Origin of the sequence: Pseudomonas sp. SJZ079 (assembly GCF_007993865.1) — a bacterium.
Lineage (GTDB): Bacteria > Pseudomonadota > Gammaproteobacteria > Pseudomonadales > Pseudomonadaceae > Aquipseudomonas.
Genome location: NZ_VIUH01000036.1, coordinates 16493 through 40450 on the forward strand (window position 1 = coordinate 16493; position 23958 = coordinate 40450).

At 64.4% G+C, this 23958-nt stretch carries 25 protein-coding genes; 19 read left to right on the forward strand and 6 right to left on the reverse strand.

The features are described 5' to 3' along the window. The first annotated feature begins 2 nt into the window (after positions 1 to 2). The 5 genes from FBY03_RS21500 (at position 3) to FBY03_RS21520 (ending at position 5141) form a co-directional block, all read left to right on the forward strand. On the forward strand, positions 3 to 653 hold the full coding sequence (locus FBY03_RS21500; RefSeq protein ID WP_147174384.1) for an amino acid ABC transporter permease: 651 nt from the start codon (positions 3 to 5) through the stop codon (positions 651 to 653). Further along, on the forward strand, positions 646 to 1368 hold the full coding sequence (locus tag FBY03_RS21505; protein WP_147174385.1) for an amino acid ABC transporter ATP-binding protein: 723 nt from the start codon (positions 646 to 648) through the stop codon (positions 1366 to 1368). Before FBY03_RS21500 ends, FBY03_RS21505 begins: the two co-directional genes overlap by 8 nt. A 9-nt stretch (positions 1369 to 1377) precedes the next feature. Next, positions 1378 to 2409 carry a proline racemase family protein gene (locus FBY03_RS21510; protein ID WP_147174386.1) on the forward strand — a complete coding sequence of 344 codons (1032 nt, stop codon included), beginning with the start codon at positions 1378 to 1380 and terminating at the stop codon, positions 2407 to 2409. 165 nt (positions 2410 to 2574) lie between these two features. Then, positions 2575 to 3492 carry a dihydrodipicolinate synthase family protein gene (locus FBY03_RS21515; RefSeq protein WP_025164824.1) on the forward strand — a complete coding sequence of 306 codons (918 nt, stop codon included), beginning with the start codon at positions 2575 to 2577 and terminating at the stop codon, positions 3490 to 3492. A gap of 65 nt (positions 3493 to 3557) precedes the next feature. Continuing rightward, the gene (locus FBY03_RS21520) at positions 3558 to 5141 is read left to right on the forward strand and encodes an aldehyde dehydrogenase (NADP(+)) (RefSeq protein ID WP_147174387.1); all 1584 of its coding nucleotides are present in this window, start codon (positions 3558 to 3560) and stop codon (positions 5139 to 5141) included. Positions 5142 to 5396: 255 nt separating this feature from the next. Here the strand turns inward: FBY03_RS21520 and FBY03_RS21525 are convergent, their stop codons facing one another. From FBY03_RS21525 to FBY03_RS21535, 3 genes are all read right to left on the reverse strand, one after another. Then, positions 5397 to 6404 (reverse strand): Ldh family oxidoreductase, encoded by a 1008-nt coding sequence (locus tag FBY03_RS21525; protein WP_147174388.1) that lies wholly within the window; start codon positions 6402 to 6404, stop codon positions 5397 to 5399. A 101-nt stretch (positions 6405 to 6505) separates the two neighbouring features. Beyond that, the gene (locus tag FBY03_RS21530; protein WP_147174389.1) at positions 6506 to 6979 is read right to left on the reverse strand and encodes a WbuC family cupin fold metalloprotein; all 474 of its coding nucleotides are present in this window, start codon (positions 6977 to 6979) and stop codon (positions 6506 to 6508) included. A gap of 4 nt (positions 6980 to 6983) precedes the next feature. Continuing rightward, entirely contained in the window at positions 6984 to 7541 is a 558-nt protein-coding gene (locus FBY03_RS21535) for a hypoxanthine-guanine phosphoribosyltransferase (protein WP_147174390.1), read from the reverse strand. Positions 7542 to 7823: 282 nt separating this feature from the next. Here FBY03_RS21535 and upp point away from each other — a divergent pair, with 282 nt between their 5' ends. After that, positions 7824 to 8462, forward strand: a complete 639-nt coding sequence (gene upp / locus FBY03_RS21540; RefSeq protein WP_147174391.1) for a uracil phosphoribosyltransferase — start codon at positions 7824 to 7826, stop codon at positions 8460 to 8462. A 2-nt stretch (positions 8463 to 8464) separates the two neighbouring features. After that, a complete protein-coding gene (locus FBY03_RS21545) occupies positions 8465 to 9730 on the forward strand; it encodes a uracil-xanthine permease family protein (RefSeq protein WP_178090751.1) in 1266 nt (421 codons plus the stop codon). Positions 9731 to 9997: 267 nt separating this feature from the next. On the opposite strand, the gene FBY03_RS21550 is transcribed toward FBY03_RS21545, so the two are convergent. From FBY03_RS21550 to FBY03_RS21560, 3 genes are all read right to left on the reverse strand, one after another. Then, complete coding sequence (locus tag FBY03_RS21550) at positions 9998 to 11329, reverse strand: MFS transporter (protein ID WP_147174392.1); 1332 nt, start codon at positions 11327 to 11329, stop codon at positions 9998 to 10000. Positions 11330 to 11586: 257 nt separating this feature from the next. Beyond that, positions 11587 to 12609, reverse strand: coding sequence for a ferrochelatase (gene hemH, locus FBY03_RS21555; protein WP_147174393.1), 1023 nt, complete (start codon positions 12607 to 12609; stop codon positions 11587 to 11589). Positions 12610 to 12621: 12 nt separating this feature from the next. After that, on the reverse strand, positions 12622 to 13524 hold the full coding sequence (locus FBY03_RS21560; protein ID WP_147174394.1) for a TIGR01777 family oxidoreductase: 903 nt from the start codon (positions 13522 to 13524) through the stop codon (positions 12622 to 12624). 200 nt (positions 13525 to 13724) lie between these two features. Here FBY03_RS21560 and FBY03_RS21565 point away from each other — a divergent pair, with 200 nt between their 5' ends. From FBY03_RS21565 to FBY03_RS21620, 12 genes are all read left to right on the forward strand, one after another. Then, positions 13725 to 14717, forward strand: coding sequence for an NAD(P)/FAD-dependent oxidoreductase (locus FBY03_RS21565; RefSeq protein WP_147174395.1), 993 nt, complete (start codon positions 13725 to 13727; stop codon positions 14715 to 14717). Continuing rightward, complete coding sequence (locus FBY03_RS21570) at positions 14714 to 14959, forward strand: TIGR02450 family Trp-rich protein (RefSeq protein WP_147174396.1); 246 nt, start codon at positions 14714 to 14716, stop codon at positions 14957 to 14959. The genes FBY03_RS21565 and FBY03_RS21570 overlap by 4 nt, the downstream gene beginning before the upstream one ends. A gap of 135 nt (positions 14960 to 15094) precedes the next feature. Then, positions 15095 to 16063, forward strand: a complete 969-nt coding sequence (locus FBY03_RS21575) for a DUF523 and DUF1722 domain-containing protein (protein ID WP_147174397.1) — start codon at positions 15095 to 15097, stop codon at positions 16061 to 16063. Beyond that, positions 16060 to 17010, forward strand: a complete 951-nt coding sequence (locus tag FBY03_RS21580; RefSeq protein WP_147174398.1) for a MerR family transcriptional regulator — start codon at positions 16060 to 16062, stop codon at positions 17008 to 17010. Before FBY03_RS21575 ends, FBY03_RS21580 begins: the two co-directional genes overlap by 4 nt. A gap of 8 nt (positions 17011 to 17018) precedes the next feature. Further along, positions 17019 to 18473: a deoxyribodipyrimidine photo-lyase gene (phrB, locus tag FBY03_RS21585; RefSeq protein WP_147174399.1), complete on the forward strand. Its 1455-nt coding sequence runs from the start codon at positions 17019 to 17021 to the stop codon at positions 18471 to 18473. Beyond that, positions 18470 to 18892: a nuclear transport factor 2 family protein gene (locus tag FBY03_RS21590; protein ID WP_147174400.1), complete on the forward strand. Its 423-nt coding sequence runs from the start codon at positions 18470 to 18472 to the stop codon at positions 18890 to 18892. Before phrB ends, FBY03_RS21590 begins: the two co-directional genes overlap by 4 nt. Beyond that, on the forward strand, positions 18889 to 19662 hold the full coding sequence (locus FBY03_RS21595; RefSeq protein WP_147174401.1) for an SDR family oxidoreductase: 774 nt from the start codon (positions 18889 to 18891) through the stop codon (positions 19660 to 19662). Before FBY03_RS21590 ends, FBY03_RS21595 begins: the two co-directional genes overlap by 4 nt. Then, on the forward strand, positions 19659 to 20906 hold the full coding sequence (locus tag FBY03_RS21600) for an NAD(P)/FAD-dependent oxidoreductase (RefSeq protein WP_147174402.1): 1248 nt from the start codon (positions 19659 to 19661) through the stop codon (positions 20904 to 20906). Before FBY03_RS21595 ends, FBY03_RS21600 begins: the two co-directional genes overlap by 4 nt. Continuing rightward, positions 20906 to 21706: a DUF1365 domain-containing protein gene (locus FBY03_RS21605; protein WP_147174403.1), complete on the forward strand. Its 801-nt coding sequence runs from the start codon at positions 20906 to 20908 to the stop codon at positions 21704 to 21706. The genes FBY03_RS21600 and FBY03_RS21605 overlap by 1 nt, the downstream gene beginning before the upstream one ends. Next, on the forward strand, positions 21693 to 22967 hold the full coding sequence (locus tag FBY03_RS21610; RefSeq protein ID WP_147174404.1) for a cyclopropane-fatty-acyl-phospholipid synthase family protein: 1275 nt from the start codon (positions 21693 to 21695) through the stop codon (positions 22965 to 22967). Before FBY03_RS21605 ends, FBY03_RS21610 begins: the two co-directional genes overlap by 14 nt. Further along, positions 22960 to 23487 carry a DUF2878 domain-containing protein gene (locus FBY03_RS21615; protein ID WP_147174405.1) on the forward strand — a complete coding sequence of 176 codons (528 nt, stop codon included), beginning with the start codon at positions 22960 to 22962 and terminating at the stop codon, positions 23485 to 23487. Before FBY03_RS21610 ends, FBY03_RS21615 begins: the two co-directional genes overlap by 8 nt. Before the next feature lie 37 nt (positions 23488 to 23524). Further along, the gene (locus FBY03_RS21620) at positions 23525 to 23842 is read left to right on the forward strand and encodes a YkgJ family cysteine cluster protein (protein WP_147174406.1); all 318 of its coding nucleotides are present in this window, start codon (positions 23525 to 23527) and stop codon (positions 23840 to 23842) included. Positions 23843 to 23958: the final 116 nt, after the last annotated feature.

Sequence of the window (23958 nt, forward strand, 5' to 3'; positions counted from 1 at the left end):
CCATGTTGACTACCAGCCTCACCTCAACCGATCTGCTGTTCATGCTCCAGGGAGCCTGGACCACTATTGCGCTAACCCTCTGGTCGATGCTGCTGGGCACATTCGGCGGGGTAATCTGTGGCCTGCTGCGCGCCACGTTGCCGCAAGCGACCCTGCCGCTGGCCTGGGTGCTGGATATCTTCCGCAGTGTGCCGCTGCTGATCCAGTTCGTGCTGTTCAACTCGCTGAAAAGCATCGTCGGCCTCGACTGGAGTGCGTTCACCGTTGCCTGCGTAGTGCTCGGCGTATACGCCACGGCCTATTGCACGGAAGTGGTGCGCAGCGGTGTCCTCGCCGTCTCGCCCAATGTCCGCCGCGCCAGCCGCTCGCTGGGGTTGAGCTACTGGCAAGACCTGCGCTACATCGTCATGCCGATGGCCACCCGCGTGGCATTTCCGGGCTGGCTGAACCTGTGCCTGTCGGTGATGAAAGACACCGCCCTGGTCATGTGGATCGGCATCATCGAACTGCTGCGCTCCTCACAAACCATAGTCACACGCATCCAAGAACCGCTGCTGGTCCTGTGCATCGCAGGGCTTATCTACTACTTCATCAGCCTGGTTGTGGCCCGCCTGGGTCATCAACTGGAGAAAAGGTGGCAGGAAAATGATTGAGATCGAAAGCGTACACAAATCCTTCGGCGACCTGGATGTGATCAAGGGCGTCAGCCTGACCGTCGAAAAAGGCGAAGTGGTGTCGATCATCGGTGGCTCGGGCTCGGGTAAGTCGACCCTGCTGATGTGCATCAATGGCCTTGAATCGATTCATCAGGGCAGCATTCGTGTCGACGGCGTCGAGGTGCATGACAAAGCCACCGACCTCAACCAGCTACGCCAGAAGATCGGCATCGTGTTCCAGCAATGGAACGCCTTCCCGCACCTCACGGTGCTGGAGAACGTCATGCTGGCGCCGCGCAAAGTGCGTGGCCAAAGCCGCGCCGAGGCAGAGGAAATGGCCATCAAGCAACTCACCCACGTCGGCCTCGGCGATAAGTTCAATGTGTTCCCCGGCAAGCTTTCCGGCGGCCAGCAACAGCGCATGGCCATCGCCCGCGCCCTGGCCATGTCACCTGACTACATGCTGTTCGACGAGGCCACCTCGGCGCTCGACCCGCAGCTGGTCGGCGAGGTGCTGGACACCATGCGCCTGCTCGCCGAGGACGGCATGACCATGGTCCTGGTAACCCACGAGATCAGCTTCGCCCGCGAGGTGTCCGACCGCGTGGCGTTCTTCCGCGACGGTCTGGTGCATGAGATCGGCACACCCGAGCAAGTGCTGGTCAATCCGCAGCGTGCGGAAACCGCCGACTTCCTCAAGTCCGTGCTCTAGGAGAACCCCATGCGCTCGAGCAAAGTCATTCATGTGGTCAGCTGTCACGCCGAGGGCGAGGTCGGCGATGTGATAGTCGGCGGCGTGGCCCCGCCGCCCGGCGACACGGTCTGGGCGCAATCGCGCTGGATCGCCGAAGACCAGACCTTGCGCAACTTCATGCTCAACGAGCCACGCGGCGGCGTGTTCCGCCACGTCAATCTGCTGGTGCCGGCCAAGGATCCACGGGCGCAGATGGCCTGGATCATCATGGAGCCGGCCGACACCCCGCCGATGTCCGGCTCCAACTCGTTGTGCGTGGCCACCGTGCTATTGGAGACCGGCATCCTGCCGATGAGCGAGCCAGAAACCCGCCTGGTGCTGGAAGCCCCCGGCGGTTTGATCGAGGCCGTCGCGCAATGCCGCGATGGTAAGGTCGAGCGCGTCGAGGTACGCAACCTGCCCTCCTTCGCCGACCGGCTGGATGCCTGGATCGAGGTGGAAGGCATCGGCTCGCTGCAGGTGGACACCGCCTATGGCGGCGACAGCTTCGTGATCGCCGACGCCCACGCCCTGGGCTTTGCCCTCAGCGCCGACGAAGCCGCCGACCTGGCGCGCCTCGGCGTGCAGATCACCCGTGCAGCCAATCAGCAACTGGGCTTCGTCCACCCGCTGAACCCGGACTGGGCACATATTTCCTTCTGCCAGCTGGCGGCGCCGGTGAGCCGCGAGCACGGCATCGCCAACGCGGCCAACGCGGTGGTGATCCGCCCCGGCAAGGTCGACCGTTCGCCCACCGGCACCGGCTGCTCGGCACGCATGGCGGTGCTGCACGCCAAGGGCCAGTTGCAGGTCGGCGAGCGCTTTATCGGCCGTTCGATCATCGGTTCCGAGTTCCACTGCCATATCGATAGCCTCACCGAGGTGGCCGGGCGTCCGGCGATCATTCCCTGCCTGTCCGGCCGGGCCTGGATCACCGGCACTCACCAGCACCTGCTCGACCCGAGCGATCCCTGGCCGCAAGGCTACCGACTGTCCGATACCTGGCCGGTCGAGGCCTGAGCCAAACTCTCGCTGCCTGCCGCGACCCCGCTGGGCACGAGCTGCCACGATAAGCAGCACAGCACACCAGAACGACCCGCATCATCGATGCAAAATTTGTCTGGCATTTCTTCGTCAAGACTATATCGTATACGAAATACATTATTCGCAACCGGAGGCACAACCATGAGCAAGCGCGTCAACTGGAGCGGGGTATTCCCTGCAGTCACCACTCAATTCAACCCTGACTTCTCGGTAAACCTGGAGGAGACCCACAAGGTGATCTCCAACCTGGTGCGCGACGGCGTATCCGGCCTGGTGGTCTGCGGCAGCGTCGGCGAGAACACCTCGCTGACCATCGAGGAGAAGATGGCCGTCACTGAAGTGGCCAAGGACGCGTCCGCTGGCCGCGTGCCGGTGATCTGCGGCATCGCCGAGTTCACCAGCGCCGGCGCCGCCAAGGTGGCCAAGGCGGTTGAGCGGGTCGGCGTCGACGGCATCATGGTGATGCCCGCGCTGGTTTACTCCTCCAAGCCACACGAGACCGCCGCGCACTTTCGCAGCGTCGCCACGGGCACCGACCTGCCGGTGATGGTCTACAACAACCCGCCGATCTACAAAAACGACGTCACCCCGGAGATCCTCATCTCCCTGGCCGACATCGAGAACGTGGTGTGCTTCAAGGACTCCTCCGGCGACACCCGGCGCTTCGTCGACGTGCGCAACCAGGTGGGCGACCGCTTCATCCTGTTCGCCGGCCTCGATGACGTGGTCCTGGAGAGCATCGCCGTCGGCGCCGAGGGCTGGATCTCCGGGATGTCCAACGTCTTCCCCAAGGAAGGCGAAACCATCTTCCGCCTGTGCAAGGCCGGCCGCTTCGACGAGGCCATGCCGATCTACGAATGGTTGATGCCGATCCTCCACCTCGACGCCCGCCCGGATCTGGTGCAGTGCATCAAGCTGTGCGAGGAAATCGCCGGGCGCGGCAACGCCCTGACCCGCCCGCCACGCCTGGCCCTGCAAGGCGAGGACCGCGCCCACGTCGAGACGATCATGGCCAAGGCCATGGCCAACCGCCCGGCACTGCCGGATGTCGGCCTGTAAGCCCTGCCCCAAGCCAACAGCGCCACGCTCGGCAACGAGCGCGGCCCTCACCGGAGGCCCCCCGCATGCAGGAAATTCTCGGTCACAACTACATCGGCGGCGCTCGCAGCGCTGCTGGTCAAGCCACCCAAACCAGCTTCGACGCCTGCACAGGCGAAGCCCTGCCCTACCGCTTCAGTCAGGCCACAGTTGCCGAAGTAGACACTGCGGCAAAGGCCGCCGCCGCGGCTTACTTGCAGTTTCGCAGTCTCCCGGCCAGCCGCCGCGCCGGGTTTCTCGAGGCCATCGCCGACGAAATCGACGCCCTGGGGGAGGACTTCGTTGCCCTGGTATGCCGCGAAACCGCACTGCCCGCAGGACGCATCCAAGGCGAACGGGGCCGCACCAGCGGGCAGATGCGCCTGTTCGCCAAGGTATTACGCCGAGGCGACTTCTACGGCGCACGGATTGATAGTGCACTGCCCGAGCGCCAGCCGCTGCCGCGCCCGGATGTGCGTCAGTACAACATTGCCGTCGGCCCGGTCGCAGTGTTTGGCGCGAGCAACTTTCCGCTGGCCTTCTCCACCGCTGGCGGCGACACCGCCGCAGCGTTAGCCGCCGGTTGCCCGGTGGTATTCAAGGCGCACAGCGGCCACATGGCCACCGCCGAGTGCGTCGCCGATGCGATCATTCGCGCCGCCGAAAAAACCGCCATGCCCGCCGGCGTGTTCAACATGATCTATGGCAATGGTGTGGGTGCCGACCTGGTCAAGCACCCACTGATTCAAGCCGTCGGCTTTACCGGTTCCCTCAAGGGCGGCCGGGCGCTGTGCGACATGGCCGCAGCTCGTCCGCAGCCGATCCCGGTGTTCGCCGAGATGTCCAGCATCAACCCGGTGCTGCTGCTGCCGACCGCCCTGCAACAGCGCGGCAGCAAAATTGCCGGCGAACTGAGTGCGTCCGTGGTGCTTGGCTGTGGCCAGTTCTGCACCAACCCGGGCCTGATCATCGCGATTCGTTCGGCTGAATTCAGCGCATTCCTGCAAGAATTCGCCGCCCAGATGGCCGCACAGCCGGCGCAGACCATGCTCAATGCCGGCACCCTCGACAGTTACCGGCGCGGTGTCGACAACCTCCTTGCGCACCCTGGCATCGAACATCTGGCAGGCGCCCGGCAGACCGAGAGCAAAGCCCAGCCGCAGCTGTTCCAAGCGGATGTGAGCTTGCTGCTGAATGGCGACGAACTGCTCCAGGAAGAAGTTTTCGGCCCGACCACCATTGTGGTCGAGGTGGCGGACAAGACCGAACTGCTGGCAGCGCTGCAAGGTTTACACGGACAGCTGAGCGCCACCCTGATCGCCGAACGTGAAGACCTCGCGCCCTTCGCTGACGTAGTGGCGGTGCTTGAGCAGAAGGTCGGCCGGGTGTTGTTCAACGGCTACCCAACGGGTGTGGAAGTGTGTGACGCGATGGTGCATGGTGGCCCTTACCCTGCCACCTCGGACTCACGCGGCACCTCGGTGGGCAGCCTTGCCATCAGCCGCTTCCTGCGGCCGGTGTGCTACCAGAACTGTCCCGATCAATTACTTCCGCAAGCCCTGCAAAACGCCAACCCACTGGGAATTGCCCGCTTGGTTGACGGCCTGATGCAGCGCCCATCCATAACCTGAAAGGTGTCGGCCAGGAAGAAAGTAGATCGGTGCTTTGCCCCGGCTCAATGAGTCGGGGCCTTTTTAGCTTGCGTAGGGTGGGTTAGGCGCTAACCACTTCCTTGTCGGTTGGCGAGTAGTTGGCTGCGCCGTAACCCACCAAAGAAGCCGATACCGCCTGGTGGGTTACGCGACGCAAAGTTGCCGAGGCGCACCTTCACCCCGCGATGCGTCGCTAACCCACCCTACAGATTTCATCCACCCGAACAGCCGTGACTAATCGACCATCAGCGCCTTGAGCTCGTCGTACAAGGCCTGGGGAATCTGCACGCCCTGCTCGGCGCTGCGCGCTCGGGCCTCGTAGCGGGGCTGCGATGGCAGGCGCGCACCCTGGCCCTGGATACTCTCGAACATCGCCTCGGCCCGCGCCAGATGTTCATCGGTGGCATCACCGAGAAAGCGCCGTGGATCAAGCACCACGATCAGTTCACCGTGATAGGGCGATGACTTGCTGCCGTCGTCGAACGCCAAGGATTCGGCACTGGTCAGATCACCAATCAGCGGGCCGGCAATCAGCTCCACCATCGCCGCCAGCGCTGAGCCTTTGTGCCCGCCAAAGGTCAGCATGGCGCCGTTCATGACCGCCTCGGCATCCGTGCTCGGCTGACCATTCGGGTCAAGCCCCCAGCCCAGCGGAATGGGCTTGCCCGCACGCCGATGCAGTTCAATCTCACCACGGGCAATCGCACTGGTGGCGAAATCAAAAATGAACGGATTGTGCCCGACACGTGGCCAACCGAAGGCAATCGGGTTGGTGCCGAACACCGGCTTGCTGCCACCTGCCGGTGCCACCCAGGCATGGCTTGGGGTGAAGGCGAATGCCACCAGACCGGCCCCGGTCAGCGCCTCGATCTCGACCCACAATGCCGAGAAGTGCACACAGCGATTAATCGCCAGCGCGGCGATCCCGCACTGCCTGGCCTTTTCCACCAGCACCGGCAAGCCGGCCTGAAACGCCAGCTGAGAAAAGCCACCCTTGGCATCCACCCGAACCAGCGCCGGGGCCTGATCGATGACCTCAGGTGCGGCGTCCGCCACGACCTTGCCTGCCTTCAGCGAGCTGACGCAGCCGAGCACGCGATACAGGCCATGGGAGGCGCAGCCATCACGCTCTCCCGCCAACACAGTGGCGCTCACCGCCTGTACATGGGGCTCGCTGAAGCCGTTGCTGCGCAAGATGTCCTGCGCCAGTTCGCGCGCCTGTTCCAGGGTCAATCGAATCACGGTCAGCCTCCTCTATTAACCAGTGGCTAGAGTGGCGCCTGGGGCCTACAGCGGCTTGACCCCTTTACCCGGACAGGATGACGAATTCGGCACAACTGTGTTCAGGCGAACTGCCCACGCATCCAGGCCAGATAGTCGGCGACGCCCGCCCCGCCTTCGTTCGGTGCCCAGGGCGCGCGCTCGCCCTCACCGACCGGGCGGTAGGGCCCGGCCTTGCACTCGAACAGAATACTGTCGGCGGCCAGCACCACCAGCGCGTGGAACACCCCGGGCGGCAGGTCGACGCCGACACAGTCGCCGCCCGCCTCGAGCACGCGCGTTTCCAGCAGCTCGCCGCTGTCGCTGAAAATCAGCAGGCCCAGACGTCCCTTGAGCACCAGCAAGGCTTCGGCCTTGTCCGCCGACAGGTGACGGTGCGGCGGGATGTAGGTGTCCGGCTGCAAGCCCACGGCCATGCGGTGGCAAGGCTCTTCCATCTGATGGAAGTTATGGTGCTGACGCTGGCGCGGGCTGGCCGCGGCCTTCCCGGCCAGTTCGGCGAACAGGGTTTGATCGAGAAAGCGCGGTGCGTCCATGGGCTTACAGCCCCTTGACCGCGAAGATGCCGGCGGCGTTGCGCCAGTAGCCCTTGTAGTCCATGCCGTAACCGAAGATGTAGCGGTCGATACAGGGCAGCCCGACGTAGTCGGCTTTCAGGTCCGGGCGCGCCTTGCGCTCGTGATCCTTGTCGATCAGCACGGCGGTATGCACCGCGCGGGCGCCGGCGTGGCGGCAGAAGTCGATGATGGCGCCCAGGGTGTGCCCTTCATCGAGGATGTCGTCGATGATCAGTACGTCGCGGTCGATGAACGACACTTCCGGCTTGGCCTTCCAGAACAGCTCGCCGCCGCTGGTTTCGTTGCGGTAGCGGGTGGCATGCAGGTAGGACACTTCCAGCGGGAAGTCGAGTTTGGGCAGCAGCTTGCCAGTGAAGATCAACCCACCGTTCATCACGCAGAACACCACGGGATTGCGTTCGGCCAGCTCGCCATTGATCGCCACGGCGATCCGCTCAATGGCCGCTTCGACTTCGGCTTCGGTGTACAGGCAATCGGCTTCCGCCATGACTTGGCGAATGTGCGCGAGATCGGCGGACATGGTGATTCCTCTTCAGTGGGCGGCACTGCGCAAGGCAGAGAACCTGATCGGTGCGTCAAAATAAAAGTCGGCAAAGGTACGCATCTGCCATCCAGGGGGCAAGCCCTGATGGACGAGCGTTGCGCCTGCGCAGCCTAACTCGCGCGCAACCGGCGGGTTTATCGGCGAACTTGGGGATATTAAACGCTAACCTCTAGAAAGGCTCGGCCATAGGCCCACCACTTGGCCCGGCCAATGCTTTAATCTAGCGGCATTTTTGCCAGCCCTGCCGGAGAACCCGCCATGCCCATTCTCGAGATCCGCCATCCGCTGATCCGCCACAAGCTCGGCCTGATGCGCCGCGTCGATATCAGCACGAAGAATTTCCGCGAACTGGCCCAGGAAGTCGGGGCCTTGCTGACCTATGAGGCGACCAAGGATCTGCCTCTGGAAAGCTACGAGATCGAGGGTTGGTGTGGCGCGGTCCAGGTCGAGAAGATCTCCGGCAAGAAGATCACCGTGGTGCCGATCCTGCGAGCCGGCATCGGCATGCTCGACGGCGTACTCAGCCTGATCCCCGGGGCCAAGGTCAGCGCCGTGGGCGTGGCGCGCAACGAAGAGACCCTGCAGGCGCACACCTACCTAGAGAAGCTTGTGCCGGAGATCGACGAACGCCTGGCGCTGATCATCGACCCGATGCTGGCTACCGGCGGCTCCATGGTCGCCACCATCGACCTGCTGAAGAAGGCCGGCTGCAAGGAGATCCGCGCCATGGTGCTGGTCGCCGCGCCCGAAGGCATCCAGGCGGTGGCCGCTGCCCACCCGGACGTGACCATCTACACCGCCTCAATCGATGAGCGCCTGAACGAGCACGGCTACATCATTCCCGGCCTCGGCGATGCCGGCGACAAGATCTTCGGCACCAAGCAGAAGGACGCCTGAGCATGCAGGATCATATGCAGGATGCCCCCTGGCGCCAGGCCCTGGCCGGCTCGCAAATGCTCTTCGTGGCCTTCGGCGCGCTGGTGCTGATGCCGCTGATCACCGGCATGGACCCTAACGTGGCGTTGTTCACCGCGGGTCTCGGCACGCTGATTTTCCAGCTGGTGACCAAGAACCAGGTACCGGTGTTTCTCGCCTCCAGCTTCGCCTTCATCGCGCCGATTCTCGCCGCCAAGGCCGACTTCGGTCTGCCCGCGACGCTCGGCGGCCTGGTCGCCGCCGGCCTCATGTATACCCTGCTGGCCGGTGCGGTGCGCCTCAAGGGCACCGGCTTCATCGACCGGCTGCTGCCGCCGGTGGTGATCGGTCCGGTGATCATGTCCATCGGTCTGGGCCTGGCCCCGGTCGCCGCCAACATGGCGATGGGCAAGGCCGGTGACGCCAGTGCGCAACTGGTGCCCTATGACGTTGCCTTGATGATCTCCCTGCCGGCGCTGATCACCACCCTGGTGATGGCCGTAGTGGGTCGCGGCATCCTGCGCCTGGTACCGATTCTCCTCGGTGTCGCCGTGGGTTATGGGATGTCCTGGTCGTTCGGGGTGATCGACTTCGCCCCCATTGCCGCCGCACCTTGGCTGGCCGTGCCGAACTTCGTCGCCCCCGAGCTGCACTGGGGCGCCATTCTGTTCATGCTGCCGGTGGCCATAGCACCGGCCATCGAGCATATCGGCGACGTGCTGGCGATCGGCACCGTGACCGGCAAGAACTACCTGAAGAAACCCGGCCTGCACCGCACCCTGCTCGGCGATGGCTTGGCCACCTCGGCTGCGGGCCTGCTCGGCGGCCCACCGAACACCACCTATTCGGAAGTCACCGGCGCGGTGATGCTGACCAAGAACTTCAACCCCAAGGTGATGCTCTGGGCCGCCGTGATCGCCATGCTCCTGGCCTTTATCGGCAAGTTCGGCGCGGCCCTGCAGAGCATTCCGGTACCGGTGATGGGCGGCATCCTCTGCCTGCTGTTCGGCTCCATCGCGGTGGTCGGCCTGAATACCCTGATCCGCCACCAGGTCGACCTGTCCGAGGCGCGCAACCTGGTGATAGTCGCGGTGACGCTGGTGTTCGGCATCGGCGGCATGGTGATCGGCGCCGGCGACGTCAGCCTCAAGGGCATCTCGCTGTGCGGCATCATCGCCATCGCGCTCAACCTGCTGCTGCCCGGCGGCCGGGGCTGGCGCAGCAAGGCGCTGAGCGACGATCAAGGCTGAAAGCAACTCGGGCAGTGCGCCGCAACCCGCGTGCTGGCGCAGCGCGCCATCAGCCAGAGATAAGAATGCCCCGCCAAGTGCGGGGCATTTTTATTTCCACGACTACCCGCCTGAACGGTTGGTGGGTTCACTCAAGTTCGGATACTTGAGGTTCCCAGACCAGGCGCTGCGACGCGTCATAGTGGGCGATAGCGAGGAGCGGCAACCCAGGACCGGGGCCTGAAATGCCGAATTTGACTCATCGAACTCGCCACACAGGCCACTCGCTCAGGCCGGCTCAGCCGACCATTGCTGCAGACGCACCACGCTTTCCCGGTAGGGTTTGAGGCTCATGCTCAGCAGCACGATCGAGCTGAACACGGCAATGCTGGTGACGATCAGCAGCGAGTAACGCAGCGCCGTGTCGTCGGCAAACACATAATCGGTCACCAGCGCTACGGCGGTCGGACCTATGCCCAGACCGATCAGGGTGATGACGAACAGGTAGATCGCCGAGGCCTGGCCGCGCATGGAGTTGGGCATGATCTCCTGGATCGCCGCAGGGGCCACGCCGAAGGGCATGCTCAGAAAGAACACCGCCGGCGCGACCAGGATCGCCGCCCAGAGCGCGCTTTCCATCAACGGGAAGGCCAGCACGAAGGGCGCAGCCCCCAGGGCGGCATAGAACCCGACGCGCATATTGGCGTCGCTGCTGCCACGCTTGGCCATCCAGTCGGCCAGACGCCCGCCGAAAACGATGCCCAGGCAACCGAACACCGCCACGATGGCGCCGTAGACGATACCGACCTGGCCGGCATCCCAGCCATAGGTGCGGATGAAGAAGGTCGGAATCCAGGCCGCGCTGCCGTAGCCGGCGAAGGCCAGGCCGGCGAAGCCGAAATTGTGGCACAGCACGGTACGTTTGTTGGCGCGGATATAGCGCCCGACATCGGCCAGCGGCACTACCACCCCCGCCCCGACACCACGCCGTGCTGGCTCTTTGACCGCTAGCATGAGCAGGGTGAACAGCACACCGGCGGCGCCAAGCGCGAGAAAAATCAGTTGCCAGGGCCGCACTTCGCCCACTATCGGCAGCAGCACGTCGCCTTGAGCCGAGGCCAGCTTGATCACCAGGCCACCGAACAGAAAGGCCAGGCCCGAGCCCAGGTAGACGCCCATCGAATAGACACTGATGGCGGTGGCGCGGCGCTCGGCGGGAAAGCTGTCGGCGATCAGCGAATAGGCCGCGGGTGACAGCGCCGCTTCGCCGACCCCCACGCCGATGCGGCAGATCAGGAACTGCCAGTACAGCCTGGCCATACCGCAGGCCGCGGTGGCCGCACTCCAGAACAGGATGCCGATGGCGATCAGCCCACGCCTGCTCCGGGTGTCGGCCAGACGCCCCAGGGGAATACCGCAGACGGTGTAGAACAGGGCGAAGGACAAGCCCATCAGCAGGCTCATCTGCGTATCGCTGATCAGCAGGTCGCGACGAATGGGGCCGACCAGCAGGTTGAGGATCTGCCGGTCGATAAAGGACAACACGTACGCCACCATAAGGATGGCGACAGTGGCCCAGGCGCGGGCATTGGAGGGATAGCCGTTATTGTTGTTGGACACTGGCGGTCTCCTCGGCACCGTTTACGCGGTGCGCGACGGTTGAAAGTGACCCCAGCTTAAGCCGACATTGGCCCTGGTGAGTATGACAAGACCCCGTTATCAGCCTGGCGAATGCGCGGCATCCCTTCGGGCTGATAACCGACCCGTGCGTAGCCCGGATGCAATCCGGAGATTTAAATTCCCCGGATTACAGCCGGGCTACTGACTGACAAGCTGATCGAGCGGCGCCCCTGCGCAGCTAGCAAGGGCATGCGCACTCAAAGCATCAGCGGCGCCCGTTCGCTCAGGCTGTTCAGCGCCGCCACCCAGCTCGGGTGATCGTTGAGGCAGGGCACCAGCTGCAGGCTTTCACCACCGGCAGCCTGGAATTGCTCAAGGCCCCGGTCACCGATCTCTTCCAGGGTCTCGATGCAATCGGCGACGAAGGCCGGGCACATCACCAGTAGCTTCTTCACACCCTGCTTACCCAGCTCGTCCAGGCGCGTCTCGGTATAGGGCTCGATCCACTTGGCCCGGCCCAGGCGCGACTGAAAGGACACCGACCATTGCTCCGGACGCAGCCCCATACGGCTGGCGAAGGCCTCGGCGCTGGCCAGGCATTGCGCGCGGTAACAGTGAGCCAGCACCTCGGGCGAGGCCGTGCGGCAGCAGTCGACGCCCTGCAGGCAATGGCCGCTGGGGTCGAGTTTGTGTAGATGCCGCTCGGGCAGGCCGTGAAAACTCAACAGCAGATGATCGAACGGCTGCTGCAGATAGGGCTTGGCGCTGTCCACGAGGGCGTCGAGGTATTCCGCCTGGTCGTAGAACGGCGGCAGCACGGCGATCCGCAGCTTCAGGTTGTGCGCGCGCAGCACCCGCTTGGCCTCCTCGATCACCGTGGTCACCGTGCTGTCGGCGAACTGCGGATACAACGGCGCCAGGGTGACCTGCTGGATGCCTTGCCCCGCCAGGTGCAGCAGCGCCGACTCGATCGACGGCTGGCCATAGCGCATCGCCAGTTCGACCGGGCCGTGACGCCACTGCGCCTGCATCGCCTGCTGCAAGCGCCGACTCAACACCACCAGCGGCGAGCCCTCCGGCCACCAAATGGAGGCGTAGGCGTGCGCCGATTGCGCCGGGCGCTTGATCAGAATCAGCGAGACCAGCAGTCGGCGCACCGGCCACGGCAGGTCGATCACGTAGGGGTCCATCAGAAACTGGTTGAGGTAACGCCGGACATCAGCCACTTCGGTCGACGCAGGGGAGCCCAGGTTGACCAGTAGCAGGGCGTGATCGGTCATATCTATTCCTAGTCAGTGACGGCCCAACAAGTCCTCGAGGGCCGTATCCAGATCGGTGAAACGAAAAGTGAAGCCCGCCTCGCGCAAACGTAGCGGCAGCGCACGCTGGCCGCCCAGCAGCAAGGCGGATAACTCCCCCAGGCCGACGCGTAACAACAGCGCCAGCACCGGCAAAATCGCCGGACGCTGTAACGCGCGGCCCAGGGCGCGGGCAAACTCGGCGTTACGCACCGGCTCTGGCGCGCAGGCATTATAAGGACCGCTGGCCTGCGGCTGCTGCAAGAGAAAATCGATCAGGGCGACTTGATCGGCTAAATGAACCCACGACATCCATTGCCGCCCGTCGCCGAGCGGCCCGCCCAGGCCCAGCTTGAACGGCAACAACAAGCGCTTGAGAAAGCCACCGTCATTCGCCAGCACCAGACCGGTACGCACCAGCACCACACGGATGCCCAGGTCTTCGGCGCGAAGGGCGGTTTCCTCCCAGGCGCCACACAACTGCGCGGCGAAATCCTCACAGACCGGCGGGCTATCCTCGTGCAGTTCACGCTCGCCGCCATCGCCGTACCAGCCCACCGCCGAACCGGAAAGCAACACCTGTGGCTTCTGCTCGCGCAGTTTCAGCCATGCCAGCAACTGCTCGGTCAGGGTGATCCGACTGGCCCACAACAGGGTTTTGCGCTTGCGCGTCCAGGGTCGATCGGCAATCGGCGCCCCCGCCAAATTGACCACCGCATCCAAGCCTACGTCGCCCAGCTGCTCGAGTTGGCCGATGCCACGCACCTGCGCACCACACAAACGCGGCACCTGTTGCGGACGGCGACTCCATACCGTCAACTGATGCCCCTGCTGCGCCCAGTGACTACACAGAGCCCGACCAATCAGTCCAGTACCGCCGGTCAGTAATATGTGCATGACATCTCCCTCGCATGGCGTAACACGGCATATCCACCCTAGTCTGATTCATGACGTTACAACGTGTCTTTAATCCAACTCAGGGTTGTCCTAATACTATAGAGAGGCGCGATTTAATCGAATCAAGCCTATACATAACTTCAACATTGTATAGCTTTTGCCTGAAGCGTAGCCTAATGCTCTAGCACACGAGGTAGACCATGAGCGCAACCGCCCCCATCGCCATCATCGGCACCGGCATCGCCGGATTGTCCGCCGCCCAGGCCCTGCATGCCGCTGGACAGGAAGTCCAGTTGTTCGACAAGAGCCGCGGCAGCGGCGGGCGCATGTCGAGCAAGCGCAGCGATGCCGGCTCCCTGGATCTGGGCGCGCAATACTTCACCGCCCGCGACCGCCGCTTCGTCGAAGTGGTGCAGCAGTGGCAAGTTCGCGGCTGGGTTGCCGAATGGACGCCGAGTCTCTACCACTTCAACGACGGTCACCTCAGCGCCTCGCCGGACGAACAGGTACGCTGGGTCGGCATCCCGCGCATGAGCGCCATTACCCGCGCCATGCTCGGCGCCCTGCCCGTGCACTTCTCCTGCCACATCACCGAGGTGTTTCGCGGCGAGCAGCACTGGACCCTGCAGGATGCCGAGGGCCAGAGCCACGGTCCGTTCAGCCATGTCGTGGTCGCAGCCCCGGCGCCACAGGCCAGCGCGCTGCTGGCGGCCGCCCCGAAACTCGCCGCCGCCGCCGCCAGCGTGACGATGGAGCCGACCTGGGCAGTCGCCCTGGCCTTCGACAGCCCCCTGGCGAGCAAGGTCGAAGGCTGCTTCGTGCAGGACAACCCACTCGACTGGCTGGCACGCAATCGCAGCAAACCCGGGCGCGACACGACGCTGGACACCTGGGTACTGCACGCCAGCAGCGACTGGAGCAAGCAGCACCTCGACCTGCCCAAGGAACGGGTGATCGAGCACCTGCACGGCGCCTTTGCCGAGCTGATCGGCTGCGCCGTACCCGCCCCCGCCTTCAGCCTGGCGCACCGCTGGCTCTACGCCCGCCCAGCCAGCGCGCACCAGTGGGGTGTCCTGGCTGACGCCAACCTGGGTCTCTACGCCTGCGGCGACTGGTGCCTGTCCGGTCGAGTCGAAGGGGCCTGGCTCAGCGGCCAGGAGGCGGCGCGCAGGCTGCTCGAACACCTGTCATGAGCGCCCCGGCGCTAAGCGTCGCCGCGCAACACCGCCTAAACCCGCGCAAACTGCTGCTGTCCAAATGGACGGCAGTCCAACCGCAAAACCGTGAAAAACACTTCCTGGTCAGCCAGCTGTTCTGTGACGAGGACGGCGCCCTGCTGCACATCGAACTGCAAGCGGTGCACAGCCAAGGCAGCCAACGCCTGGACTGGCGCGGCCTGCAAGATTCCGAGCACTGGCAGATCGGCTGGCAATAGCGGGCTCGACCCGCCGCCGCAAAAACCTATACAAAAATTGTACAAAAAGTTTGTATATGCACAATATCGCACCTATGATGGAATTAAGTTGTACAGCCGTATCAGGATGTACAAGTATCCATCAGAGGTTGCGCCATGAATCCGCACCACTCAACGCCCAGCAAACCCAAACTCGCGATCAGCGCCTGCTTGCTCGGTGCCGAGGTGCGCTACAACGGCGGCCATAAGCAATCGCGGCTGTGCAGTCGCACGCTCAGCGAGTACCTCGACTTCGTCCCGCTCTGCCCTGAAGTGGCCATCGGCCTCGGCACCCCACGCGAGCCGATTCGCCTGGTCGGCGACCCGGCCGCACCGCGGGCAGTCGGCACCGTACAGCGCGAGCATGATGTCACCGAGCCGCTGGCCGCATACGGCGAACAGATGGCCGCAGGGCTGGATGACATCTGCGGCTACATCTTCATGCAGCAGTCGCCGTCATGTGGCCTGGAACGGGTCAAGGTCTACCAGGACAACGGTCGCCCCAGCGAGCCCAAGGGCCGCGGCATCTATGCCGAGGCCTTCTGCGCGCGCCGCCCGGACCTGCCGGTGGAAGAGGACGGCCGGCTCAACGACCCGGTCCTGCGTGAGAATTTCCTCACTCGCGTGTTCGCTTATGCCGAATGGCAGCACCTGCTGCGCGCGGGCCTGACGCGGCAGGCGCTGATCGCCTTCCACTCGCGCTACAAATACCTGCTGATGGCCACCAACCCGCTGCAATACAAGGCCCTTGGCCGTCTGCTCGGCGACCTTGGCCAACATCAACTGGCGGAGTTGGCACCCCGCTATTTCAGCCAGCTGATGACGGCGCTGAAGCAGTGCGCGACCCGGCGTACCCACAGCAATGTACTGCAGCACCTCAGCGGTTATCTCAAGCGCGCGTTGAGCGGCGAGGACAAGCAGGAAATACAGCAACTGATCAGCCAATACCGCCTCGGCTTCGTCCCCCTGGTAGTGCCGCTGACCCTGCTCAAGCACCACTTGCGTCGCCATCCCGACCGCTACCTTGCGCAGCAGGCCTACCTGCAACCGCACCCGGAAAACCTCAGCCTGCGCAATGCCCTGTGAGCGCCGAGAAGCCCGTTGCCGCACCCCATCGGCCCAGCGCTGGCTATCCGCCCGCACTGGCCGAGGGCCTGCTGCCGATTCGCGAGGTGGCCCGCGTTACCGGGGTCAACCCGGTTACCCTGCGCGCCTGGGAGCGCCGTTACGGCCTGATCGTGCCGCAACGCACGGCCAAGGGACATCGCCTGTACTCGGCCGAACAAGTCGCACGCATTCAGGCGATTCTCGCCTGGCTCGAACGTGGCGTTGCGGTCAGCCAAGTGAGGGGACTGTTGCGCAGCGCACAACCCGCCTCGACCCAGACCACCTCCCAGTGGCAACAGACGCGCGAAGAGCTGCTGCAGGCGATCGGCAAGCTGGCCGAACGGCGACTGGACGATTGTTTCAACCGCGAACTGGCCCTCTACCCGGCCCATACCCTGTGCCAGCACTTGCTGCTGCCGCTGTTCGATGAACTGCAACTGCGCTGGCGCAAGCAGTTCGGCGCCCAGACCGAGCGGGTGTTCTTCTACTCCTGGCTGCGCAGCAAACTCGGTGCACGGCTGTACCACAACAACCGTCAGCACCACGGCGCCCCGCTGCTGCTGGTCAATTTATCCGAGCTGCCGATGGAGCCGGGCCTGTGGCTCAGCGCCTGGCTGGCCAGCAGCGCCGATTGCCCGGTGCAGGTATTCGACTGGCCGATTCCGCCAGCCGAACTGGCCCTGGCGATCGAGCAGATCCGGCCTCGCGCACTGCTGCTGTATTCCAACCAGGCGCTCAATACCGCGCAGCTCCCGCGCTGGCTGACGGGCCACCACTGCCCCTGCCTGATTATCGGAGCAACGGTATGCATCCGCCGGACGGAACTGCACGTACTTACAACACAGAACAACGCCGTGCACATGGCCGAGGGCCCTCTCGAAGCACTGGCAACCCTCACCCGTCTCGGCTTGCTGGACCGGACATAAGGATTCCCATGCACCAACTGATGTGGTTTCGCAGCGACCTGCGCGTGCAGGACAACAGCGCCCTGAGTGCCGCCATGAACGCCGGGCCGACCCTGGCGTTGTTCCTGCTCAGCCCCGGGCAATGGCGGACCCATGACGACGCGCCCTGCAAGGTCGACTTCTGGTTGCGCAACCTGCACGAGCTGGCCGCATCCCTGGCCAAGCTGAATGTGCCGTTGCTGATCCGCCAGGCCGATGACTGGAGCGCCGCACCGCAGGTGATCGGCGAGCTGTGCCGGCAACTGCGAATCGGCGCGGTACACGCCAATCAGGAATACGGCGCGCACGAACAGCGGCGCGACCAGGCCGTGGCGCAGAGGCTGCAGCAACAGGACATTGTGCTGCGCGACCACCTGGACCAACTGCTGTTCAAACCCGGCACTGTGCTGACCCAGAGTGGCGGCTACTTTCAGGTCTACAGCCAGTTTCGCAAGGTCTGCTATCAGCGCCTGCACAGTGCCCTGCCGCCGCTGCTCGGGACACCTGCGGCCCAGGCGCCGCTGGCCATTGTGGGTGACGTTATGCCAGCCGAGGTGAGCGGTTTTGCGGCGCCCAGCGCAGCCCTGCGCCAGCTCTGGCCTGCGGGCGAAATGGAGGCCCGGCAGCGTCTGCACAGTTTCGCCGAGCAGCGCATCGACTATTACCAGCAGCACCGCGACATCCCCGCCCTACCCGGCACCAGCCAGCTGTCGGCTTACCTCGCCGCCGGTGTACTGTCGCCACGCCAGTGCCTGCACGCCGCCCTGCAAGCCAATCAGGGCGAGTTCGACAGCGGCAGCAGCGGCATCGTCACCTGGATCAACGAACTGCTCTGGCGCGAATTCTACAAACACATCCTGGTCGGTTACCCACGACTGAGCAAATGCCGCGCCTTTCGCCCGGAAACCGAAGCGCTGGCCTGGCGCCAGGCGCCCGACGAACTGCTGGCCTGGCAGCAGGGCCGCACCGGGGTGCCGATCATCGACGCGGCCATGCGCCAACTGCTGACTACCGGCTGGATGCACAACCGCCTGCGGATGATAGTGGCGATGTTCCTGACCAAGAACCTGCTGATCGACTGGCGCGAAGGCGAGCGTTTCTTCATGCGTCAGCTGATCGATGGCGACCTGGCGGCCAACAACGGAGGCTGGCAATGGAGCGCCTCCACCGGCACCGACGCGGCGCCCTACTTCCGCATCTTCAACCCAGTCAGCCAGTCGCAACGCTTCGACCCGGACGGTCGCTTTATCCGCCACTGGCTGCCGGAGCTGGCGAGCCTGAGCGACAAGGACATCCACAACCCCAGCGCACGCGCTAACAAGGGCGGCGATCTGTTCGACAGGCTCGATTACCCACAGCCGATAGTCGACCTGAGCAGCAGTCGCAGCCGCGCCCTGGAGGCTTTCAGGAATCTGCCCAAGCGCGGCACACAGGTGCTGCCATGAGCGATTTCCTGCGCCAATTCGCCAAGGACTTTGCCGGTCTGAACAGGCACAACCTGGACCGCCTCGGCGAGCTGTACAGCGATGACGTGCTGTTCTGCGACCCCCTGCACCAGGTGCGCGGGCTGGCCAATCTGCAGCGCTATTTCGCCGATCTGTATGCCCATGTCAGCGAGCTGCGCTTCGACTTCTACGGCTTCGATCAGGTCCGCGAGGGCGAGGGTTACCTGCGCTGGACCCTGAGCTATCGCCACCCGCGCCTGGCGCGCGGCCAGTTGATCCGGGTCGAAGGCTGTTCGCACCTGCTGTGGAATGGCAAGGTGCATCGCCACCGGGACTACTTCGATGCCGGCAGCCTGCTGTATGAGCACCTGCCCCTGCTCGGCCAGGCGATTCGCTGGTTGAAGCGCAGGCTGGCATGAACGGCCGGCGCATCTGGCTAACCGGCGCCAGCAGTGGTATTGGCTCGGCCCTGGCCGAGTTGTTACTGCAAGACGGCCATCGCCTGGCGCTCAGCGCGCGCCGGGTCGACCCCTTGCAGGCCTTGGCGAGTCGCTACCCGAATCAGGTGCTGGTGGTCCCCGGCGACCTCGGCGATGCCGCCCAGGTCCAGCGGATCGGTGAGCGCATCGCGCACACCTGGGGCGCGCTGGACACGCTGATTTTGAATGCCGGCAGCTGCGAATACCTCGATGCAAGAGCCTTCGAGGCGGCCATGCTCGAACGGGTGCTGCGCAGCAACCTGTTCTCCGCCGGCTACTGCATAGAGGCCGCGCTGCCCTTGCTGCGCCAGGGCCTGCGCCCGCACCTGGTTGGCGTCGGCAGCTCGGTGACCTACCTGCCGCTGCCACGCGCCGAAGCCTATGGCGCCTCGAAGGCCGCGCTGCGCTATCTGCTGGAGGCCCTGCGCATCGACCTGGCCGGCGAGGGTATCGACGTCACCCTGATCAGCCCCGGCTTCGTCGACACGCCGCTGACCCGGAACAACGACTTCCCCATGCCCATGCGCTGGCCGGTGGCTAAAGCGGCGCGACATATCGCCAACCGCCTGGACAAGCGCCCCTTCGAGATCGCCTTCCCAGGACCCTTTATTGCCGGCCTGCAGTTACTCGCGCACCTGCCCGCACGCCTGCGCCTGGCCATCGGCACACGCCTGGCGCGCAGTGAACCAGCCCGCAAGGACAACCCATGAAAATCGCCATCATCGGCAGCGGCATCGCCGGTCTGACCAGCGCCTACCTGCTCAACCGCAGCCACCAGATCAGCCTGTTCGAAGCCAGCGACTGGGTCGGCGGACATACCCACACCGTCGATGTCGAAGTCGCCGGCCAGCAGTACGCGGTGGATACCGGCTTCATCGTGTTCAACGACTGGACCTATCCGAACTTCATCCGCCTACTCGGCCAGCTCGGGGTCGCCTGCAAACCCACCGAGATGAGCTTCTCGGTCAGCGACCCGGCCACTGGCGTGGAGTACAACGGCAACAACCTCAATAGCCTGTTTGCCCAGCGTAGCAATCTGCTGTCGGCGAAGTTCTGGGGCATGGTTCGCGATATCCTGCGCTTCAACCGCGAGGCGCTGGTCGACCTCGAGCACAGCCGCATTGCCGCGGGCACTACCTTGGGCGACTACCTGCAGCACAAGGGCTACGGTGAGCGTTTCATCCAGCACTACATAGTGCCGATGGGCGCGGCGATCTGGTCGATGTCGCTGAGCGACATGCTCGGCTTCCCCCTGCAGTTCTTCGTGCGCTTCTTCAAGAACCACGGCCTGCTGTCGGTCAGTAATCGTCCGCAGTGGTGCGTGGTCGAGGGCGGCTCGCGTAGCTACGTGGCGCCGCTGACGGCCTCGTTCAAGCAGCACATCCGCCTGAACTGCCCGGTGCATCGGGTCGAACGTGACGAGACGGGCGTCACCCTGCACAGCGCCGCCGGCAGCGAGCGCTTCGACAAGGTGGTGTTCGCCTGCCACAGCGACCAAGCGCTGCAACTGCTGGCCGAGCCGACAGCGGTCGAGCAGGCGATTCTCGGCGCCCTGCCCTATGCCGACAATGATGTGGTGCTTCACACCGATAGCCGCCTGCTGCCCCGACGCCGCCTGGCCTGGGCCAGCTGGAACTACCGCCTCGGCGGTGCGCTGGAGCAGCCGGCGGCGGTCACCTACGCGATGAATATTCTGCAGGGCATCCGCAGCGACACCACCTTCTGCGTCAGCCTGAACCAGACCGCAGCCATAGACCCGGCCACGATTCTCGCCCGCTATAGCTACGCCCACCCGCAATACAGCCTGGCCGGCATGGCCGCACAGGCGCGTTGGAAGGAGCTGCTCGGCGCCAATCACAGCTACTTCTGCGGCGCCTACTGGGCCAATGGCTTCCATGAAGACGGTGTGGTCAGCGCCCTGCGCGTGGCCCAGAAGTTCGGTGAGGCACTCTGATGAACAGCGCCCTGTACAGCGGCTGGGTGCAGCACCGCCGCTTTGCGCCCAAATCGCACCACTTCCGCTACCGCATGGGCCTGCTCTATCTGGACCTGGAGGAACAGCAGCAGGTGCTCGGCCTGTCGCCCCTCGCCGGCCAGGGTCGCTTCGCCCCGTTCGCCTTCCGCGAGAGCGACTTTCTCCCCGAGCTCACTCGCACCGGTGTCAGTTTGATCGACGCGGTGCGCCAGCGCGTCGGCGCCGCGCTGGGGCATACGCCGCAGGGCTCGGTCTGTCTGCTGGCACAACCGCGCAGCTGGGGCCTGGCGTTCAATCCGGCGAGCTTCTTCTACTGCCATGAGGCCAACGGCCGCCTGGCAGCGATCCTCTGTGAGGTCAGCAACACGCCCTGGCGCGAGCGTTACCACTATGTACTGCCGGCCGTGGCTGAAGGCCATCAGCACTTCGCCGTGGCCAAGGCCTTTGACGTCTCGCCCTTCCTGCCCCGTGAACTGGAGTACCGCATGGCCTTCAGCCCGGCCGGCGCCAGGCTGGGCATCCATATGGCCGACTGGCAGGGCGAAAACAAACTCTTCGATGCCAGCCTCAGCCTGCAGCGCGAAGCACTCACTCGCGCCAGCCTGCACCGCTACCTGCTGCGTTTTCCCTGGATGACCGGCAAAACCCTGGTCGCGATCTACTGGCAAGCCCTGCGCCTGCTGCTCAAAGGCCTCCCACTGTTCAATCATCACGCCGCGGCGGACCGCTTCAGCGTTGCCCGCCCGCGCCCGAAGGACCTACCCCATGAAAAGCCCTAGCCTGACTTCCGCCAAAGACTCGGTGCGCGCCGGCAATGGCCTCGGCGCCGGCCTGTTACGCCAGGCGGTGATGCGCCAGTTGCGCCAGCTTCGCCACGGCCACCTGGTGCTCATCGAAGGCGATGAGCGCCTGGAGTTCGGCGACCCGCATGCCAGCCTGCGTGCGGAAATCCAGGTGCAGGATGGTGCGCTCTGGGGCATGGTCGCCGGCAATGGCTCGATCGGCGCCGGCGAGGCCTATATCCATGGTTACTGGGGCACGCCCGACTTGACCGCAGTGGTGCGGGTGTTCGTCAGCAACCTGGATGTGCTGGACGCCATGGAGCGCGGCCTGGCCCAGCTCGGCCGCCCGTTGCTGCAGGGCCTGCACTGGCTCAACCGCAACACCCGCAAGGGCTCGCGCAAGAATATCGCCGCCCACTACGACCTGGGCAACAGCCTGTTCGAGCAGTTCCTCGACCCGAGCATGATGTACTCGGCCGCCCAGTTCCGCAGCCCGGACGACAGCCTGGAACAAGCGCAACTGAACAAGCTGGAGCGCATCTGTCAGAAACTGGCACTGAAACCCGACGATCACCTGCTGGAAATAGGCACCGGCTGGGGCAGCATGGCGCTCTATGCGGCGACTCACTACGGCTGCCGGGTGACCACCACCACCCTGTCGCAGGAACAGTATGCCTATACCGCACAGCGCATCGCCGAGCAGGGCCTGCAGCAGCGCATCACCTTGCTGCTAGAGGATTACCGCGATCTGGACGGCCAGTTCGACAAACTGGTGTCCATCGAGATGATCGAAGCGGTCGGCCATCGCTTCCTGCCCACTTACTTCCAGCAGTGCGCACGCCTGCTCAAAGACCATGGTCTGATGCTGCTGCAGGCCATCACCATCCGCGACCAGCGCTACGAACAGGCGAAAAGCAGTGTCGACTTCATCCAGCGCTATATCTTCCCCGGCGGCGCCCTGCCCTCGGTGCAGAAGATGCTGGAGATCATCGGCAGCAAAACCGACATGAGGCTGCAGCACATGGAGGACTTCGGCCAACACTACGCACGTACCTTGCGCCTGTGGCATGACAACCTGCACCGCGCGCGACATCAATTGGAGCAGCTCGGCTACGACGAGCACTTCTATCGCTTGTGGGAGTTTTACCTGTGCTATTGCGAGGGCGGCTTTATCGAGCGCACCATCGGCACCGCGCAACTGCTGCTGGCCAAACCGGCGGCCCGACCCGAACCCCTACTGGGACCCTTGCATGCCTAAACTGATTGCCAACGCCCTGCTGTTTCAGCTCGGCTGGCTCGCCGCAGTGCTCGGTGGCGACAGCCCCTGGCTGCTGATCGTCGGCGGGATAGTCGCGGTGCATCTGCTGTGGACCAGCAGTTGGGCGGCCGAAGGCAAGTTGCTGTTCAGCGTGTTTCTCGCCGGCAGCGCGCTGGACAGTTTCCTGCTCAATCTCGGTGTGTTTGATTTCGGCGCGCCACGCACCGTGATTCCATTGTGGCTGGCCCTGCTCTGGCTGCTTCTGGGCACCACCCTCAACCACTGCCTGGCCTGGACCGCGCAACCCTGGTGGCGCGCCAGCCTGCTCGGCGCCATCGGCGGGCCCTTGTCCTACTACGGCGGCGCGCAACTGGCCGGCATCGGCCTGCCCTACGGCACCTGGCCGACCTTGGCCTTACTGTCAGCCATCTGGGCCCTGGTCATGCCCCTGCTGCACGGCTTCGCCAAACTCTACCGCGCACAGCACGAACAACGTCTGCGCACGCGTCGGTCGAGTTGATCTCGCGCCGAGGCGTGCCTGGCGTACACTGCGCGACATGACCGACAGCCAACACATCAGCCACACCCAACTGCCCAGCGAAAACGCCGTCAGCTGCTCCAACTGCGCGGCCTGCTGCTGCCAGTTGGAAGTCATGCTGATCACCGATACCGGCGTACCGCCGCGCTTTATCGCCACCGACGACTGGGGCGGCGAAGTGATGCAACGCCTGGACGATGGCTGGTGCGCTGCACTCGACCGCGACAGCATGCGCTGCAGCATTTACGAGCTGCGCCCGTTGATCTGCCGCGAGTTCGAGATGGGTTCTGCCGAATGCCAGGACGAACGCCGCGGCATGACCAGTATCTATCGCTGATTGGGCTTTATCGCGGGCAGAAAAAAGGTTCATCGCGCTTTCCCGGGGAAGGCGGCCTTGATTTTCAGGAAGAAGTAGTCCGAGTCCCTGAAGCCATAGGCCATACGCTTGATCAC

What these genes read in the sequence shown, in the direction of transcription:
- FBY03_RS21570 (WP_147174396.1), top strand. Translation starts at nt 14,714, where the DNA reads ATGAGCGCCCCGGCGCTAAGCGTCGCCGCGCAACACCGCCTAAACCCG.
- FBY03_RS21560 (WP_147174394.1), bottom strand. Translation starts at nt 13,524, where the DNA reads ATGCACATATTACTGACCGGCGGTACTGGACTGATTGGTCGGGCTCTG.
- FBY03_RS21530 (WP_147174389.1), bottom strand. Translation starts at nt 6,979, where the DNA reads ATGGACGCACCGCGCTTTCTCGATCAAACCCTGTTCGCCGAACTGGCC.
- FBY03_RS21515 (WP_025164824.1), top strand. Translation starts at nt 2,575, where the DNA reads ATGAGCAAGCGCGTCAACTGGAGCGGGGTATTCCCTGCAGTCACCACT.
- FBY03_RS21605 (WP_147174403.1), top strand. Translation starts at nt 20,906, where the DNA reads ATGAACAGCGCCCTGTACAGCGGCTGGGTGCAGCACCGCCGCTTTGCG.
- FBY03_RS21510 (WP_147174386.1), top strand. Translation starts at nt 1,378, where the DNA reads ATGCGCTCGAGCAAAGTCATTCATGTGGTCAGCTGTCACGCCGAGGGC.
- FBY03_RS21505 (WP_147174385.1), top strand. Translation starts at nt 646, where the DNA reads ATGATTGAGATCGAAAGCGTACACAAATCCTTCGGCGACCTGGATGTG.
- FBY03_RS21500 (WP_147174384.1), top strand. Translation starts at nt 3, where the DNA reads ATGTTGACTACCAGCCTCACCTCAACCGATCTGCTGTTCATGCTCCAG.
- FBY03_RS21575 (WP_147174397.1), top strand. Translation starts at nt 15,095, where the DNA reads ATGAATCCGCACCACTCAACGCCCAGCAAACCCAAACTCGCGATCAGC.
- FBY03_RS21610 (WP_147174404.1), top strand. Translation starts at nt 21,693, where the DNA reads ATGAAAAGCCCTAGCCTGACTTCCGCCAAAGACTCGGTGCGCGCCGGC.
- hemH (WP_147174393.1), bottom strand. Translation starts at nt 12,609, where the DNA reads ATGACCGATCACGCCCTGCTACTGGTCAACCTGGGCTCCCCTGCGTCG.
- FBY03_RS21590 (WP_147174400.1), top strand. Translation starts at nt 18,470, where the DNA reads ATGAGCGATTTCCTGCGCCAATTCGCCAAGGACTTTGCCGGTCTGAAC.
- FBY03_RS21545 (WP_178090751.1), top strand. Translation starts at nt 8,465, where the DNA reads ATGCAGGATCATATGCAGGATGCCCCCTGGCGCCAGGCCCTGGCCGGC.
- upp (WP_147174391.1), top strand. Translation starts at nt 7,824, where the DNA reads ATGCCCATTCTCGAGATCCGCCATCCGCTGATCCGCCACAAGCTCGGC.
- FBY03_RS21520 (WP_147174387.1), top strand. Translation starts at nt 3,558, where the DNA reads ATGCAGGAAATTCTCGGTCACAACTACATCGGCGGCGCTCGCAGCGCT.
- FBY03_RS21595 (WP_147174401.1), top strand. Translation starts at nt 18,889, where the DNA reads ATGAACGGCCGGCGCATCTGGCTAACCGGCGCCAGCAGTGGTATTGGC.
- FBY03_RS21620 (WP_147174406.1), top strand. Translation starts at nt 23,525, where the DNA reads ATGACCGACAGCCAACACATCAGCCACACCCAACTGCCCAGCGAAAAC.
- FBY03_RS21535 (WP_147174390.1), bottom strand. Translation starts at nt 7,541, where the DNA reads ATGTCCGCCGATCTCGCGCACATTCGCCAAGTCATGGCGGAAGCCGAT.
- FBY03_RS21565 (WP_147174395.1), top strand. Translation starts at nt 13,725, where the DNA reads ATGAGCGCAACCGCCCCCATCGCCATCATCGGCACCGGCATCGCCGGA.
- phrB (WP_147174399.1), top strand. Translation starts at nt 17,019, where the DNA reads ATGCACCAACTGATGTGGTTTCGCAGCGACCTGCGCGTGCAGGACAAC.
- FBY03_RS21600 (WP_147174402.1), top strand. Translation starts at nt 19,659, where the DNA reads ATGAAAATCGCCATCATCGGCAGCGGCATCGCCGGTCTGACCAGCGCC.
- FBY03_RS21615 (WP_147174405.1), top strand. Translation starts at nt 22,960, where the DNA reads ATGCCTAAACTGATTGCCAACGCCCTGCTGTTTCAGCTCGGCTGGCTC.